Source organism: Saccharospirillum impatiens DSM 12546 (assembly GCF_000423605.1).
GTDB classification, from domain to species: domain Bacteria; phylum Pseudomonadota; class Gammaproteobacteria; order Pseudomonadales; family Natronospirillaceae; genus Saccharospirillum; species Saccharospirillum impatiens.
On sequence record NZ_AUIH01000002.1, the window covers coordinates 224,894 to 241,793 of the forward strand.

Genomic DNA, 16,900 nt, shown 5'->3' on the forward strand with positions numbered 1-16,900 from the left:
CGATTCTAGTCGTATTTGCGGGTTTTCACTAGACCGGTCGCCAACCCGGGCATGTTCCCGGCTAACCGATAATTGCAGGCTACCGTATTTCTTTTCCAACTGATAATACGAAAAACAGGCCGACCCCGCGCTAATGCCAGGCCGGCCTGTCGTAGAGGTACTACTGTTTTCATTTTACAGCGCGCAGACGTCACTCCATGATGCGTCGGTTCCCGGCTCTGCGCTGGTCCACCAACTGGCTTCCCACAGACTGCCCTCATGGGTGAGGCGGTCACCCTGAACGGCATGGCTGGGGTTTCCGTTAGCGTCGAGTTGTGGAAAGCCCGGGTAAGCGTTGACGCCCGAGGCGTCGCAAGCACCGTCGCCATTGCCACCCCCGTCTCCACCGCCGGTTTCAGGCGTGACAACCGGCAGATTCGGGTGTTCTTGCGCCAGTCCGTATTCGTTATCGCCCAGGTGCAGGCGGTACCCTGCCGGGCCGGCAACGGGTAGGTAGTAGTTGAGCGTGATGTCGATAGATTCCCCCGGGGCAAGGGATTGCCAGGCCGGTAGCGTGAACCCGACCCGGTGAAAGGTGTTGTCCAGCCCGCCGATGTTATTGCCTGCCGCGTTGCTGCCGTCTTCCAGTACCGCAAGGTTAGCGCCACTCTGATCGGAAATATCGCTGGATGTGGCCGTCGACATGTTAAAACGGACTTCAGTGCCACCGGGAATCTCGACGTCAGTGTGGTTGGTTAGCGTCAGTGTCGGGTTGATTGGGTAGTTGTTATCGCCGACTTTGAAATCGCTGATCCCGACCCTGACATCGATGACCTCGACGGGCGGCGCCAGGTTGGTGCTCTGCTCGGTGTCGTACCCGGCAGCCCCGGCGAAGGCGTTATAAGCGATGTCGGTCAGAGCCGTGCCCATGTAGTATTCGCCGTTGTCGCCCCGCTCCGGGTACCAGCCGTAGTCGCCCGCCAACTCCCAGAACATGATACCGCCAACGCCCTGATCAATGACGTACTGCACCTTGGCGTTCATGGATTGCTCGTCTTCGGTGCTCAGGAAGACCCGGGTGTTCTCGTTCCACAACCAGGGGGCTTCAGCCAGACTGTCATAGTGACGCTCGTAGGTACCGGTCAGGTTCATGTCGGGGGCAAACCCGTAGTCATTGACATACTGGCCAACAATACCGGCTTCCAGGTTTTTGGCGTGCCACATCGGGTTGGAGCCGGCACCCATTTCGTTGCCACTTTCATCTTTGTCGTGCCAGAGGTTGTCGATGCCTGTCGCGCCATAACCGCAGGGGCTGTTAACGCCCGTACCGGTCGGGCACTCTGTCTGATCGGGCAATTCAGCCGAGCCCCACAAACCGTTTATACCACCCTGAACGTTCCGGAAGCCGCGGGTGTAATAAGGCACGCCAATGTTGATGCGCCCGGCACTCATAGCCCCGCGGAAATACTTCACGGCCCAATCGGTGTTGAGGTAGCCGATACCACCATATTGTTCGGTACCGTAGACATTGGCCGATGCCAGTTCCGCATCGCTGCCGGTATCGTAAAGCGCCGCATTATGCCCGACGTATTCATTCCAGGCACCGTGCAGGTCGTAGGTCATGATGTTGACGTAGTCGAGGTAGGGCGTTACATCGAAATCCTCCATGCCGCGCAGCAGGTAACCCGAGCTCGGTGCGGCAATGGTCAGCATATAGTGCTGGCCGTCTTCGGCGCCGGCCTGGTCAAGCTTTTCACGCAAGACGCTCATCAGCACCTGATAGGAACGCCAGAGGTCACCGCGCAGGTTATCGGCGTAGTCGAAGTCGAGCGGGTTGCCCGCACCACTCATCGATGTTGGGTATTCGTAGTCGATATCGACCCCGTCAAAGCCGTAGGTACGAATGAAATTGACGGCCGAGTCGGCAAAGGTATCGATGCCAGCGTGATTCACACTGCCATCGGCGTGCGTGGTCATGGTATAGAAACCGCCATTGTCGACGCGCTGACCGGTACTGTCGAAGTAGCCACCGGTTTCGGCCCAGCCGCCAACCGAAATCAGCGTTTTCACGTGTGGGTGCTGCTCTTTGTATTGATTCAGCAGGTTAAAATGGCCCTGGTAGGCCAGGTTCGGGTCCATCTCGGCGCCCGGCACAGCAGGCCAGGTCAGGCCAGTAGCTGGGTTGTCCGGGTTGTTGGTGTCTCCGACGGACAATTCATTCTGGTCGTTGATGTGGGCAAACGCGTAATTAATGTGAGAGAGCTTCTCCCAGGGGATATCACTGGCAAGGTAAGCCGGCTGACCATTCTTGCCCGTTCGCCAGGAGGTGAAATACCCGATAATACGGCGGCTGTGGGTGTCGCCCAAGTCCTCACGGCCTGCTTCGTCATAGACGCTGCAATAGGGTACCTCAACACCTTCGGTTTGGTATAAGCCCTCTGGCCGGCAGCCGCTAACGACCGGACCGTCTCCGATACTGAGCTCGACGCCCGTACTGTCGGTCGTCGCGCCGTCGTCATCGGTAGCGCGGGCGAAGATGCTGTAATCGCCTTCCCGGGCCGTCCAGTTGATGCCGTAGGGTTCAAGGGTGTCGATGCCGACGCTGGCACCGCCAACGAAGAACTCGACTGAGGTGATCTCGCCGTCACTGTCCTCTGCCTGGGCGGCAATAGAAACGGTATCGCCCAGTTGCGGGGCATCGTTGGCTGTAGGGCTGGTCAGACTGACACTGGGTGCTGCATTACCCCCAATACCGGTGACCATGACGCTGGCCTGTGAGGTCGCGCCGTCGTCATCTGTCGCGCGCGCGGTGAGTGTGTACTCACCGGAGGTGATCGTCCAGACGGTGCTGTACGGCGGTTGATTCAGGGTATCGACCGTTGTGCCATTCGCCATAAAGCGAACACTGGCAATCGTGCCATCGACATCACTGGCGCTGGCGGCCAGGGTCAGTTGGGTACCCGCCGGGTAAGAGCCGGCGATCGGATCGGTCAGCGACAGGCTTGGCGGTTGGTTGGGGTCGGCATTGTCGCAAACGCCGAGCCTGCTCCATTCCTGGTAGTCTCCGCTGTGTTCTGCCGGGTTCTGGTTTTGGGTCCACCAGTTGGCCTGGTAGGCTACGTCATTGTATTGCACGTCATCACCGGTACTAAAGGCTGTGGCGGCATCCCAGTCGGGGAGACCGCTGCAATCGTAGGCCGCTGCCGAGCCGGCCGTTAACAGGCCGCCCAGCACCGCGCTCAGAGTAGGGTTAATGGTCATGGTTTATCCACTTATCGTTGTTATGTGACGGTCGTCGGGGTGCAGCGCCAGATACTTTCCAGCCCGAATGACAACCCGGGCGAGGATTTTCTGAAACGCCGCACCAGGCATGAGGCCTGTTTCAACAACCCGTAAAAATTGAGCCCTCGCCACTCGGCAGAGGGCTATCGCACGAATGGCAGGCTTTACTGCAACGAGTGCCCAAGCCCTGAGTTCATGGAATTCAGAATGTGCCCATTGTCGGCATCGATTTCCCAGGCGAAAAGACCACCAAGATTGTTTTGCAGCACGTAGTGGCCTTTGGCTTCGACGGATCGCTGTGTGTCGAACGTCAGCAGCTTGCCGTCGGCAAAGTTCCAGGCGTAGCTGCCCTGGGCAATGTCGTCCCAGAAGACCTCGTAGCCGTTAACACCCGAACCGGAGGGACCGCCCATCACGTCAGATTCAATCTCCTTGTAATCCTGAATACCGGCTTCCCAACTGCCTTCAATCGGGCCGCCGCCGCTGCCGGCAAAGGGGTCACCAGGCTGACCACCGGTCACGTCTTTCCAGCCGCGGCCATACATGGCAACACCCAGGCTTAGCTTCTGTGGCGAGACATTCTGACCCAGCATGTATTGCACGGCTTCGTGAGCACTGAACCCTTGCATTGCTGCATTTTGCGCCGGATACAGGCCGGTCTGATGGCCCAGTACGCCGTTCCAGGCGCCGTAGTAGTCGTAGGTCATCAGGTTGATGTGATCCATCACCTGAGCCGCGTCAGCCCAGCCATCACCGACGGCCTGCAGTTTCTCAACGCCCCCGCTCATTGCAGCGGTCAGTTGATATTCGCGGCCAGTCTCCGCTTCCAGCTCATCCAGCGCCACGCGCAACGCCTGCATTAACGTCACGAAACCCTGGCCATCTTCCGAACTGCCCAGATTTGGGTTGGCACCACCGCCACCGGGAAATTCCCAGTCGATATCGATACCGTCAAAGAAGTCGTACTTGCGGATAAACGCAATCATCGACTCGACGAAGACCTCACGCGCGGCCGGGTCGGTGCCAATGTCGTACAGCGGATCAGACAGCGTCCAGCCACCGACCGACGGCAAAATGGTGACGTTTGGATGCGCCTGTTTCAGCCGGTACATTTGCGCGAAGGTGCCGCGCACCGGCTGGTCCCAGCTGTCGTTGGGGTATGACTTTTCCAGGGCGGCGAACTTGTCGTGTACCACAACCTCATAATCCTGCTTACCGGCGCACTGGCTTTGCAAGGCGCTATAACCGCCCGGGTTGGCGTCCGCTAACGACTGGTTTGGCCCGCAAATCGGGATAAAGCCGTAATAGAGGTGGGTGATGTTCTCCGCGGGGATGTCCGAAGGCTGATAATCGCGACCGTATATTCCCCATTCAACAAAATAGGCACCGACCTGCTTGCCGCTGGCGCCAGTGTCATAGGCCTGGTTGTTTTGCTTCAGCGGGTGTGGCCAACCCGTCATATCGAGGTCAGCAGGATCCCAATCTCCTGAATCATCACCACCGCCGCTACCGCCGGCGCTTACCGTAATTGCTGTTGCGGCCGAGTCAGTGCACCCGGCGCTGCTGCACAAACTGACCTGATAGCTGTAGCTCCCCGCTTCGGTCACGGTGACACCCACGGTGTCGCTTTGGGCACTCGGGCTATTGGCGGCCAGGTTGGCAGAATGAATCTCAACGCCATTCTCCAGCAATCGCCATTCAGAGCCATTCTCGCCCCACCACATGTTCCACCCGACGGTGAAACTGACGGCGCCATCCGACAGCGTCTGATCGCTCAGCGAGCCCAGCATCGGTGCACTGGGCAGTGTACCGCTGCCTCCATCGCCTCCATCACCTCCACCATCACCGGTTCCGGCAACACTGACCGGGGTAGGGCTACTGGCCGTGCAACCGCTGTCGTTACACAGCTCCACCACCAATTGATGACTGCCAGCAGCCAGATCGACCGTGCAGCTGCCGTTTTGGGCAGCGGGATCATTGCGGGTGAGACTGCTCTGGCAAATCGGCGAGCCGTTATCGGACAGTGTCCAGGACGACCCGTTCTCACCCCACCAGATATCCCAGGCAATGGTGGTATTGGTGCCACTGTCGAGGCTGGATGGCATCCAGCCAATGCTGGGCTGGGCGGGGGCAGCCATGAGGCCGGCGCTCAGCAAGGTACCGGCGGCACCCATAAACAGTCGTTGATGTGTCATGATATGAACCTGCATCTGTTGTTGTTTTAAGAGTTGGCTAAGTGGGCTTAGCTCATTCGCATCATTAGAACCAATCTAATACCTATTATCAGATCGATGATCAAAATATAACCATGCAGATGGGTGGCTCAAAAAGTAAAACCTTCTATTTTTGTCGACTGATTCGCACTTTTTTCGGAAATTAATTACATTACAGATAATCATTCGTTTTTTAAAAACAGCAGATCGTCACTAAAAATAATACCAATATAGACCCTAAAACCACTGCACACAGTCTGTGTAAGTGAGCTACAGTCAGGACTCTGACCGTGACATTTCAACGCGAAGTGGCGTTCGGCCTGAAAACGAACAGACAGCCAACGGCGGCACCCGCCGGATCAATACGAAAGCGCCCTGATACACTCCTCGTTTCGGGACGGCGATGCGCCAATAGCCGCCAGCAAAGTCGTGCGAAATCTGCACGCGCGCCAATGCCGCGAGAGACCGCAAGCACAGTGAGGTAAACCATGTTTAAAGCGTTGCTTATAGAGAAAAATGAAGAAGGCCAACAGCGGGTAAGTGTGAAGCAGCTGGATGAGGCCCAACTACCAGACGGCGATGTCACGGTAAAGGTCGATTGCAGCACGCTCAATTACAAAGACGCCCTGGCCATCACGGGTAAAGGGCCGGTGGTTAAACACTTTCCCATGGTGCCGGGTATCGATTTGGCTGGCATTGTCGAGGTCTCCAGCTCAGATGAGTTCAAACCCGGCGACGCCGTTGTGCTAAACGGCTGGGGGGTGGGCGAACAACACTGGGGTGGCCTGGCTGAGAAAGCGCGGCTGGACAGCCGCTGGCTGATTGCCAAACCCGATGCTTTTACCGCCCAACAAACCATGGCCATTGGTACGGCCGGCTATACCGCCATGCTCTGTGTGATGGCACTGGAGCAGCATGGCATAACGCCCGACCGGGGCGACATTCTGGTCACCGGCGCCAATGGCGGCGTCGGCAGTTACGCCATTTCACTGCTTTCCCGCCTGGGCTACCGGGTGGTCGCCTCGACCGGCCGTCCCCAGGAAGCAGACTACCTGCGTCAACTGGGTGCACAGGACATCATCGACCGGAAAGCGCTTTCCGAGCCCGGCCGTGCACTGGCAAAACCGCGCTGGGCCGGGGCTGTCGATTCGGTCGGCAGCCATACTCTGGCCAACGTGCTGGCCAGCACCCAATACGGTGGCACGGTTGCGGCCTGTGGCCTGGCTCAGGGCATGGACCTGCCAGCCACGGTGGCGCCGTTTATCCTGCGTGGTATCACGCTGGCGGGAATCGACAGTGTCATGCGACCCAAGGCCGATCGCATTGAGGCCTGGCGCCGTTTGAGCGAGTTGCTAACCGCAAAGGACATCGATGCCATCACCACGACCATTAACCTGGAAAGCGCCGTTGAAACCGCGGCTCTGCTGCTGGAAGGCAAGGTGCGCGGCCGGGTGGTGGTAACACTGGACTGACCCGCAGAACAGTGCGGTCGCTGCTCCGGTTTCGCTGGCTGTCACGCGTCCAAAGCTACCGGCCAGCTATGGATAAGAGCCCATGACTTGCTAGCAATGGGTTTGATAAAACCGGTTCAGTTCCCGGGGACTGCGCAAGTGATGAATAGCAACGTCCCGGTTTTGCCTGGCCAGCAATGACAGCAAATAAGGGCGAGTGGTCTGATGAACATCCCAGATAATTCGCAGAATGTGATGCAACTTGGTGGCCGGCTGGCACCCGGCGGCCCAACCTTCGGGCTTTAAAAACAACGATTTTATGCTGCGTTTAATTGCCCAGAAAAAATGGACTGGAATGGGGAAATCGATATAAATAATGGTGTCAGAACGCTTGAACCGTTTAGCAATGGTTGAATCATAGCCAACCCCCTCTATGACCCAAGATTCTCCGGCGATCAGTTTTTCATGAGCTTGCTTAAACTCAATTTCGGAAACGGGTTGCCAGTTAGGCTTCCAGATAACCTGGTCCAGATGATGGACCGGCAACTGTCGCTTTTTTCCCAAAACCAGCGCCAATGTCGACTTCCCGGCTCCTCCATTCCCAATAATGGTTACTTTTTGCATGATTTCATCCACTTGCTCCTCATTGGCAACAGCAATGTTAAATCACGCCGTCCGATATCGCCGCCAAACAGTCGCAACGGCTGCACCAAACCCCGCGAGAAACAGCACCAGCGTCAGCAAACTACCCGCGACCGGGATCATTTGAATCACTTGAACCACTATGACCGCCAGTGCCACGGCTATCGCAGACAGCGTTCGGGCGGCCGACTCGTCCTTTCCTGTCAGGCGCAAGCCCAACGACGCCAGAAAGACGCTGCCGGTGACCGTGCCCAGCAATAGCATCAGCAGGTAGAAAGCCAGCAAGGCCAGTCCCAGCACGGCACCCAATCCGGTTGCAAAGAGCAGCATGACGATCAACGGCGTCAGGATTAAAGTCAACAAGCCCAGGCCCAGGCTCTTGAACGGTGAGGCTCTCAGTCGGTCTGCTCCGGTTACCATAAAATTGGGGAACAGCAAATAAACGACCACTGCGGTCACTGTTGCCAGTAACGCGCCAAAGAGTCCAAACCCCGGGCTCCATTCAGGGTCAGGTTGTTGTTCAGGGTCAATCCGGACACTTATCTCACCCGTGATCCGGGCATTGTCATCTATCTGCGGATCATTGGCCGTATGAATCGTCAGGTTGCCGTTAATACTGGCTGTCGGAGTGAGAATCAGTTGCCGGGTATAGACGGTAAGGTCACCATTGACTGTTCCGGAAATCGTCACCGCGCGACCCGCCAGTCGCGAACCGGGACCAACAGCCCCCTCAATGGTAATGTCCCGACCCGCAAGCCAGGCCCAGTCGGTCACGTCGGCATCCGGCCCCAGGCGCAGCACATCACCCGCCGCCACCAGGTGACCTCCCACCAGATCATTAACCTCAAGCCTGCGTCCGGTCATTCGAACGTCGTCGGTTACCGGTGCCGCCAGGGTTATCATCTCGCCTGCAGCCAGCACATCGCCGTTAACCCTGGCGCCTAATACAAGGTTACGCCCGGCAATAACCAGATCGCCGTCGACCCGGGCCTGAACATCCACGGTTTCACCGGCCACATACAGATCTTCCGCAACGACTTCGTTTATTGTGACGGTGTCACCACTCACACTGGCCGCAATTGCGGAGCCAACGGCAACACACACAACCAGCGACAGGCTGATCTTTAACCAGAAATGCTTCACACACTCTCTCCTTTGATGCAGTACCGGTGTCCCTGCATTCGAATCGTGCGTCACAATGTAGTCAGAGTCCGGGATGCATGCAATGCCACCTGCATGAATGCCCCATCTGGCTACTCTACTCTGAAGCGTCCCGCATGCTGGTCCAGGTTCTGTAACTGGGCGGACACCTCGCCTACCTGTCCGCGGACCCGCTGCAACGCTTCACTGTCGTCATGCAGGCGACTGGCAACGCCTTCCATGTCCTGACTGATCTGGCTGGCAGCCTTGTCGACCTCCTCAATCGAGTGCAGCATCTGATCAGCCGCCGTAGCACTCTGGCGGGCGTCCTGCTCGATGGTCTGGATGGCTCTTTCGGCATTCTCACTGTTGGTTTCAACCTGAACCAGATGCTGACGCCCGGTCTCGGTGACGCTGATGGCCTCCCGCGTGAAACCCTGAATGTCATCGACAATGGTGTTGATGCGTGACGTCGCATCGACAGTACGTTCAGCCAGGGTGCGCACTTCGTCAGCGACCACCGAAAAGCCACGCCCGGCCTCACCAGCCCGCGCCGCCTCAATGGCCGCGTTGAGCGCCAGAAGATTGGTCTGGCTGGCCAGGTTATTGATCATGTCCAGTACCGAGTCGATATCGGATGACAGCGACTCCAGTTTATTCAGTTTTTGTTCGATATTAGCCACTACCTGTGAGGTTTCTTTCAGGCCAGTTACCGCTTCTTGCAAGGTGGTCGCCCCATCGCTTGCCGACTGCAGAGTTTGCGCCACTTGCCCGGACAACTGCCGGGTGGCGTCCGTTATCGCCGAGAGCGTGGTCGATATTTCTTCAGTGCTTGCAGCGACAGACTGACCCTGGTCATTGATCTGCTGGTTGCTCTGACCCAGCTGACGCGTCTCCCTGTCCAGTTGTTCCATGGTACGTGTCGACTGTCTCGCCGAGGCAGCAACCTGGGCAACCAACTGGCCCAGGCCTTCGGTCATCACATTGACCGAGCGACTGAGCGCATCGAATTCATCGTTGCGGCGCGCGTTAACCGACAGCCGGGCACTAAGATCGCCTTCTTTAACCCGGTTCAGATCCGCAGTGATGCCCTGCAAGGTCTGACGAACGCTGCTGGTAATCCAGCCCACGACCAACAACATGATCACGCCAAGCAGAAGACTGACGCCGCCCAGCAACAGCGTAGCCGTTTGGGAACTCCGGCTTGCTTCCGTACTCGCCTGATCAATGAGGCGATCCAGATTGGCGCGCACTTCGGCCTGCCGGCTTTCCATTTGCGCCAGTGCAGTGGTAACGGTGGTTTGATAGGCCTCCAATTCACGAGTGGCCACCCGGTGCTGTTCAAGCAGATCGCGGTAGGCCTGGTTCGGTTCCTGAAACCGCTCTTCAATGGTCATCGCAACCATCTGGTTGATGTAGGCATTGAAGCCGGCCACTACGGCTTCATAGCGTGCCTCACCGGGATCACTGATGTACGCAAACTCAAGATTACGTACCTCGGCAAACGCCTGACGAATGGCACTGAGGAAACCGACCCTTTCAAGCAACTCATCACCGCGGGCTTTCAAGGCGCCATTCAGGCCCGTCGTTTGCGTCAGCCCCACTTGTTCAGCCTGAATGGCAAGGGCTTCAATTGCGGTCAGATACGCCGAAAACGCATCAAAAAAATCATTGAGCCCGATGTCCAGTTGAACACTTGCGGAACGCAGATCCTGCACTTGATTCAGGTAGGAGCTCACATCGGTTACAAAGGTTTCAAATCCGGCTTCGTCGAGCTGTTCCATGCGATCCCCGAGCTGCATGGCAATAATCGTCAATTGGTCCAGCTGTGCAGATTGTCGGTTCAATTGCTGCAACTGATCATGGGTTATCTGTTGCTGGGTAATTCCCCGGAAGGCGACACCGTACAGAATCGCCAGGCCCAGCAAAGTAGTCACCAGCAGCAATGCCAGTTTCATACGAAAAGAGAGGTTTTTTATCATCAGGATCCCCGGATACAGCGGTTACACAGGCGCGCAGCGTGAGCTTATTGTGGTTTAGCCACAGTCTTTACCGGAGCGGGTGCAAGAGCACTCCCCTATTGGTAGGAGTGCAGGATATAAAGCGGTTTCGCGGGAAAATCTGAACGGTGAGTGAGAGTAACTCACCATCTTTTTAGAGTAGATACCAGTGCAGCGCCAATGGGCGCCACAGAAGAGCGCAGGCCGCTCAACCCAACCGGATAAAATGTTCGCGGTAATGCTTCAACTCGCCGATAGACTCGAGAATATCATCCAGCGCACGATGACTGCCCTGTTTCTGAAAACCATCCAACACCTCGGGACGCCAGCGGCGGGCGAGCTCTTTCAGAGTGGAGACATCAATATTGCGGTAGTGGCAAAACGCATCCAGAAACGGCATGTAGCGAACCAGGAACCGACGGTCCTGCCAGATTGAATTGCCACACAGCGGTGACGCACCCGGTTCAACCCATTCTTTCAAAAACATCAGGGTTTCGGCCTCGGCAGCGGCATCCGACAGCGTGCTGTCTTTTACCCGCTGAGTAAGGCCGGACTCGCCATGGTGAGTGGTGCACCATTCATCCATGGCATCCAGCGCTTCATCACTCTGATGTACCACCAGATTCGGGCCTTGTGCCAGAACATTCAGGTCCTTGTCGGTCACGACCGTGGCAATCTCGATAATGCGGTCGGTATCCGGGTTCAGACCGGTCATTTCCAGGTCAACCCAGATCAAATTGGTTTTTTTATCCATGCCAAATAGCCTTTTGTGCCCCCGAAAGGGGTTTAGGGAGTAGAATGTTCCCAGAGTATAACCTAAGAGAAGCACCGTCGATTCATGAGTAAACGCAAGCTGACCCGTCAGCAACAGCACCGTATTCAGAAAGTCCAGGATGAACGACTGGCTCGCGCCCAAAAGAAGGCCGACAAAATTGAATCCCAACTGGAAGGCGGTGAACTGGGCGAGGCTCGGCGCGGGCTCATCATCGCGCATTACGGCATCACCACCGAAGTAGAGGCCGAAGACGGTACCACCGTCCGTTGCCACAAACGCAGCAACCTGCCACCGCTGGTCACCGGCGACCAGGTGATCTGGCAACCAGACCCGCAAGAGGGCGGCGTCATCGTTGCCACTGAAGAACGCCGCACCCTGCTCAGCCGGCCGGATTCACGCGGTCAGTTGCGCCCGGTGGCGTCAAATATCGATCGGATCATCATCGTCGCGGCGCCGACGCCGCGCACCCCGGCCAACCTGGTCGACCGCTACCTGGTAGCCGCCGCCCACGATGATATTCACCCCATTATTCTGCTCAACAAATCGGACCAGCTCGACCAGGCGCCCGACATGGTGCGGGAAATGGAAGAATACAAAGCGCTGGGGTACGAGACCCACGCCGTATCCGCCCAAACCGAAGAGGGCATGCAGGCCATTCGCGCCCTGGTAGCCGATGGTAATTCAGTGTTTGTGGGTCAGTCGGGCGTCGGCAAATCATCCATCATCGCCGCCCTGCTGCCCGATGAAGTGATTCGGGTCGGCGCCATCTCAGAGGCCACCGGCAAGGGCAAGCACACCACCACCACAGCCGCGCTCTATCACATACCCGGTGCCGGCAATCTGATCGACAGCCCGGGCATTCGCGAATTCGGCCTCTGGCACGTTGAAACCGACAGTTTGTTTCAGGGCTTTCCTGAGCTCGACGATGCCGCCGGCCGGTGCAAATTCCGTGACTGCGCTCACGAAACGGAACCCGGCTGCGCGGTACGAGCGGCGGTGGAATCCGGTAAACTGCTACCCAGGCGCTATCGCAGCTTTTTGTCGATTCGGGATTCACTGAACGAAGTATCGATGCGAAAGTGACAATTCAGTAACGCGGGAGCTCACCATCATGACCGAGCGCAATGACACTGGCGTGATTCGACTGAACACCCTGGATGACTTCATAGAACACACCGGAGAGCTGATCAACCAGACCAGCCGGGAGTTGACTGTGCTGAGCACCGACCTCGACCGGGACTGGCTAGGCAACGAAGCCCTCACCACCGCCTTGCGCCAGTTCGCGATCAGCAACCGGCGCAGCACGGTCCGTATCCTGATCAGTGAACCCACCCCTGTGGTTAAGGGCCGCCACGCCTGGCTCGACCTGATCAAGCGCCTGTCGCGCATTGAGATTCGGGTGATCAAACCCGAGATCCTCGACGCCGAACCGATGAAGGGCACCTTTGTACTCAGCGACCGCAGCGGCCTGGTGTATCGCAACTCAGAGACGGGCTACACTGGCTTCGCCCACTACGATGACCGCGCCACCGTGCGCCAACAACTCGACGTGTTCGAGCAATATTGGCGCTACAGTGATGAATCACCGGAATTCCGGCATTTGGCGCTGTAGGTTGTCTGATGGCGTAACCGTCAGTTCAGTGCTTCACGACTCACCCGGTTCGAATACCGTACCGGGTTAGCCAGATGCCAGACGGACTCCTGCTCTGGCAACGGCATGACAAACCGCTTTAGCTGAGGTGCAGCCCGGCACATATCCGGTTCGGTTCGAACCACCTCCACTTCATCGCCTTTGACCCTCAGCAACAAATGGTTTTCCTGGGTGCAGCCGGTCGAGATGACGGAAAACTCCAGGCCCTGGTCGCTGATGGTGGGGTTGAAAACGACCTCGGGTGGTTCGGATTGAAAAGGGTTCGACGAGCAGGCGGCGAGACCCAGTGTCGACATCAGAATCAACGCCAACGGCCCTTTTCTGGTTTTTCGGAACAGCACCAGTGGCAGAGCAAACAGCGCCAACCAGGGTGACAGTGCCCCCCCGCCCGAGAATCGACTGCCTCCGGTTGCCCGCGATACCGAGGCCAGTAGTGTCACCTCAAGCAGCTCGCTGCCAGCCTGAAACTGAAAGGGCCGCCGGTAATTGCCGACATCGGACATATTGGCTTCAAACTGAACCGTACAACTGGCACCGTTCGCCAAAGAACCGACGCACCCGTTCCCTATCATATTCAGGCCAGTGGGCAGCTGTGAGAACGAGAAACTGCCGAGGGTGATTGAGCTACCCGAGGTATTCTTGAACGTCCAGCTTCGTGAAGACGACAGCGTTTCGGATCCGGTGCCGAAATTAACGGATAAGGGGAAATCGTAGTCGTTCAGAATATTCCGGGAAGCCGCATTGATCCAGGGCCGCATTGCTGCAACGTCGGTGTATACGCCGTTAGCCGAGGCACAGGCTGCGCCCCAACTGACGATGCCAAGTTGAACACTACCGCTAAACAAAGGCCCACCACTGTCGCCCTGGCAGGAATCTTTCCCAAGCGTTGGATTAAATGGTTCAGGGTCACCCGCACACAGCATCGTGCTATCAACATAGTTCGACCCGTACCCATCGCAGGCTGAATCGCTCTTCGCAGTTACAGCAACTTCCAGCAACTTAGCGCTAGGTATGGTTTCCACACTAGTGTCATTTGCGTTCGATATGGTATCGGTATTGCCATGCCCAATAACAGTGACCGGATTGTTAAACAGGTTATTCCATTGACTTGCTGATGCTGCAAGCCCTACTTTGTCTGTTTCGAATCCACTTCCAGCGCCTTGCCCTAAGTATATTATCGCAACGTCATTATTGAACGACCCCGAAACATAGCGGGGATGGAGCAACATTTTCGATCTAGGGCTACTAAGTTGTATTTCACCCGAACCTTCCGGTAATGCGAGAAAGCCGGTGAAATCGTCTTCGTCAAACCCTCCAGGCGGGGAATCAAGATCGGCCGTTGTATCGCAGGTAACAGGGCTTACGTTAGTCAGTCGCTTGCAGAACTCATATTCAAGATCATCCGATTTATTACCGACTGCAATTGCAAACACAGTGCTATTACTAATGTCATCTACACAATGAGCAGCGGTCAACACGAGGTCATTTCCAACATAAGAACCCCCGCAAACGGGGTTCCAGTGAGAGCCAGATATACCGCCCTCCCACTCATACCCCAGGAGCAACGACGTGAAAAACAGATAATCTCCAGTTGTCACCGGGTTACCATTAATAATCCGGGGCTGAATATCCTCCGCCCAAACCAAACCGCCAGCCCCAACCAGAGCCAACCAGACCAATCCCGCTGTCACTATCCTACGCACATGCTTACTCCCACCAGACAATACCCCCAAGAATAATCCAAACCGGGCGCCACAGCCACGCGAATGCCCCAAAAGGCGAACTTGCCTGCAATTTGGAACACTATTTGATGCACTGATCCCTACCTGACCATGAACAGAGCGAATTATCAGGGGTTGGTAAATCGGTCTAATCCGGATTAGCGTGTCCGTCGGTAGCCGTCTATGCTCTAACAGGTTGTTGAAAAAAGCTTCCTGCCTTTTTCAACACACGAGATCCAAAAGTTGCCATTTTTGCTTCTCTCACAAAATCAGTGACTTAACAGTCATTGATTTTGCCGGAACGTCCATGTTCCGATAGCAGGCCGCCGAAATTCTTCGAATCTCAACAGCCTGCTAAGTAGCTGTGTCGTCATTTTCCCAACTGTACAGCCGCCCACAGGAACAGCAGAACGCTATGAAGCAAGCCCAGTCATCACCGTCGCTCGCAGAGTTACTGCCTGCGCTCAAGCCGTTGTTTGACGACAGCGGATCGATGGTGTTTCTTTACGATGAGAGCGATGATCTGGCCTATGCCAATGATCAGTTCTATGAACTAACCTGCCTGGACCCCGGTTCAACGCCCACCTGGAGTGACATGATCAGAATCTGTCACCGGACCGGTCGTGGCTTATTGATTGAGGCAGACGATATTGAGACCTGGCTGTCACATGCCCGGAAACGCCGGGGCAGCGTTCCTTACCGTCAATTTGAAATCGATACCGTCGATGGTCACTGGCTGCTGATCACAGAAACGATCATTCCGGGTTTGGGGATTCTGGGCATTGGCGTTGATATTACCCGGGCAAAAAATACGACGACCGTGTTGCAGCATGAGTACCAGCAGGCACTGGTAGAAGCCGAGACTGATGCATTGACCCAAATGGGGAACCGCCGCGCGCTCGACCGGCTGCGCCGATTGCTAACACTCAGTGGCGTAAACCGGGTTATCTCTGCGCTGATGATCGACATCGACTGGTTCAAGCCCTACAACGACAGCCTGGGGCACTTGCAGGGTGATGAGTGCCTGCGCATCATTGCCGACCTCATACGGTCCGGGTTTCGTTCGGAAGAGGCCTATCCATTGCGCATCGGCGGAGAGGAGTTTCTGATTCTGATGGTCGATGCCGACGAGCGGGCGGCCACTCAACTGGCCCGGCGCATTCTGCGGACCATCCGCAGTCGGGCCATCCCTCACCCAACCAGCCAGGTCGGCCATGTCACCCTGAGCATTGGTGTTGCGACCAGCACCGTGACCGATGACGAGACCATATCAACGCTGCTCAATGCCGCCGACAAAGCCTTGTATGAGTCCAAAGGCTCAGGTCGTGACCGGGTGACTGTCGCTTCCAATGCGGATTAACCGAGGGCATACACCACCGCCTGCTCAGCATGAATGTGTGTTGTGTCGAACAACGGCACCCGGGTGTCGGCTTGCTGAACCAGCAGCCCAATTTCGGTACAGCCCAGTATCACGCCCTGAGCTCCCCGTTTCGCAAGCGACTCGACCACAGCCAGGTAATCGGTTTTTGACGAGGCCCGAATAACACCCTGACAGAGCTCTTCATAAATAACCTGATGAACCCGCTCTCGCTGCGACGCGTCTGGCGTTAACACCTCGATGCCCTGCCTTTCGAGCCGCTCCCGATAAAACGCCTGCTCCATGGTAAACCGGGTGCCGAGCAGGCCAACCCGTTCAATGCCCGCGTCGAGCAATACCCGGGCGGTTGCGTCCGCAATGTGCAGTAAGGGAATGGCAATCGACTGTTCAATCTGAGCGGCAACCTTGTGCATGGTGTTGGTGCCAATCAGCAATACGTCGGCACCAGCCGCTTCGACGGCCCGGGCCGCCGCTGACAGTATGGTCGCCGTTTCGTCCCATTGCCCCTGGTGTTGCAGCGCTTCGATTTCGGCAAAATCGACGCTGTACACAATCACTTTTGCTGAATGCAGCCCACCCAGTGCTGATCTGACGTTTTCGTTAAGCAGGCGGTAATAGGTCTGCGTCGACTCCCAACTCATGCCACCCAACAAGCCAATGGTTTTCAT

Annotated in this window: 12 protein-coding genes; 4 read left to right on the top strand and 8 right to left on the bottom strand. The window is 56.7% G+C overall.

Annotated elements, in window-relative coordinates; translation table 11 throughout:
* Positions 1-174 precede the first annotated feature (174 nt).
* Both G565_RS0102325 and G565_RS0102330 read right to left on the bottom strand, forming a co-directional pair.
* Positions 175-3,240: a glycosyl hydrolase family 18 protein gene (locus G565_RS0102325; protein ID WP_037337227.1), complete on the bottom strand. Its 3,066-nt coding sequence runs from the start codon at positions 3,238-3,240 to the stop codon at positions 175-177.
* A 185-nt stretch (positions 3,241-3,425) separates the two neighbouring features.
* Complete coding sequence (locus tag G565_RS0102330; RefSeq protein WP_051207165.1) at positions 3,426-5,456, bottom strand: glycosyl hydrolase family 18 protein; 2,031 nt, start codon at positions 5,454-5,456, stop codon at positions 3,426-3,428.
* A gap of 506 nt (positions 5,457-5,962) precedes the next feature.
* Here G565_RS0102330 and acuI point away from each other — a divergent pair.
* Positions 5,963-6,946, top strand: coding sequence for an acrylyl-CoA reductase (NADPH) (gene acuI, locus G565_RS0102335; RefSeq protein ID WP_028669534.1), 984 nt, complete (start codon positions 5,963-5,965; stop codon positions 6,944-6,946).
* A gap of 90 nt (positions 6,947-7,036) precedes the next feature.
* Here acuI and G565_RS22605 read toward each other — a convergent pair whose 3' ends face one another.
* The 4 genes from G565_RS22605 to orn form a co-directional block, all read right to left on the bottom strand.
* Positions 7,037-7,549, bottom strand: a complete 513-nt coding sequence (locus G565_RS22605; RefSeq protein WP_051207167.1) for a P-loop NTPase family protein — start codon at positions 7,547-7,549, stop codon at positions 7,037-7,039.
* Between the two features lie 42 nt (positions 7,550-7,591).
* Complete coding sequence (locus G565_RS0102345) at positions 7,592-8,710, bottom strand: DUF8173 domain-containing protein (protein ID WP_028669535.1); 1,119 nt, start codon at positions 8,708-8,710, stop codon at positions 7,592-7,594.
* Between the two features lie 110 nt (positions 8,711-8,820).
* A complete protein-coding gene (locus G565_RS0102350) occupies positions 8,821-10,689 on the bottom strand; it encodes a methyl-accepting chemotaxis protein (RefSeq protein WP_028669536.1) in 1,869 nt (622 codons plus the stop codon).
* Positions 10,690-10,915: 226 nt separating this feature from the next.
* Positions 10,916-11,461, bottom strand: coding sequence for an oligoribonuclease (gene orn / locus G565_RS0102355; protein ID WP_028669537.1), 546 nt, complete (start codon positions 11,459-11,461; stop codon positions 10,916-10,918).
* 84 nt (positions 11,462-11,545) lie between these two features.
* Between orn and rsgA the strand changes: the two genes are divergently transcribed.
* Entirely contained in the window at positions 11,546-12,565 is a 1,020-nt protein-coding gene (gene rsgA / locus G565_RS0102360) for a small ribosomal subunit biogenesis GTPase RsgA (RefSeq protein WP_028669538.1), read from the top strand.
* Between the two features lie 28 nt (positions 12,566-12,593).
* A complete protein-coding gene (locus G565_RS0102365; protein WP_028669539.1) occupies positions 12,594-13,094 on the top strand; it encodes a DUF7931 domain-containing protein in 501 nt (166 codons plus the stop codon).
* Between the two features lie 20 nt (positions 13,095-13,114).
* Here G565_RS0102365 and G565_RS26270 read toward each other — a convergent pair whose 3' ends face one another.
* The gene (locus tag G565_RS26270) at positions 13,115-14,836 is read right to left on the bottom strand and encodes a S1 family peptidase (protein ID WP_425413960.1); all 1,722 of its coding nucleotides are present in this window, start codon (positions 14,834-14,836) and stop codon (positions 13,115-13,117) included.
* Between the two features lie 433 nt (positions 14,837-15,269).
* Between G565_RS26270 and G565_RS0102375 the strand changes: the two genes are divergently transcribed.
* Positions 15,270-16,214: a GGDEF domain-containing protein gene (locus G565_RS0102375; protein WP_028669541.1), complete on the top strand. Its 945-nt coding sequence runs from the start codon at positions 15,270-15,272 to the stop codon at positions 16,212-16,214.
* Here the strand turns inward: G565_RS0102375 and G565_RS0102380 are convergent.
* Positions 16,211-16,900, bottom strand: a complete 690-nt coding sequence (locus G565_RS0102380) for an aspartate/glutamate racemase family protein (protein ID WP_028669542.1) — start codon at positions 16,898-16,900, stop codon at positions 16,211-16,213. The genes G565_RS0102375 and G565_RS0102380 overlap by 4 nt on opposite strands.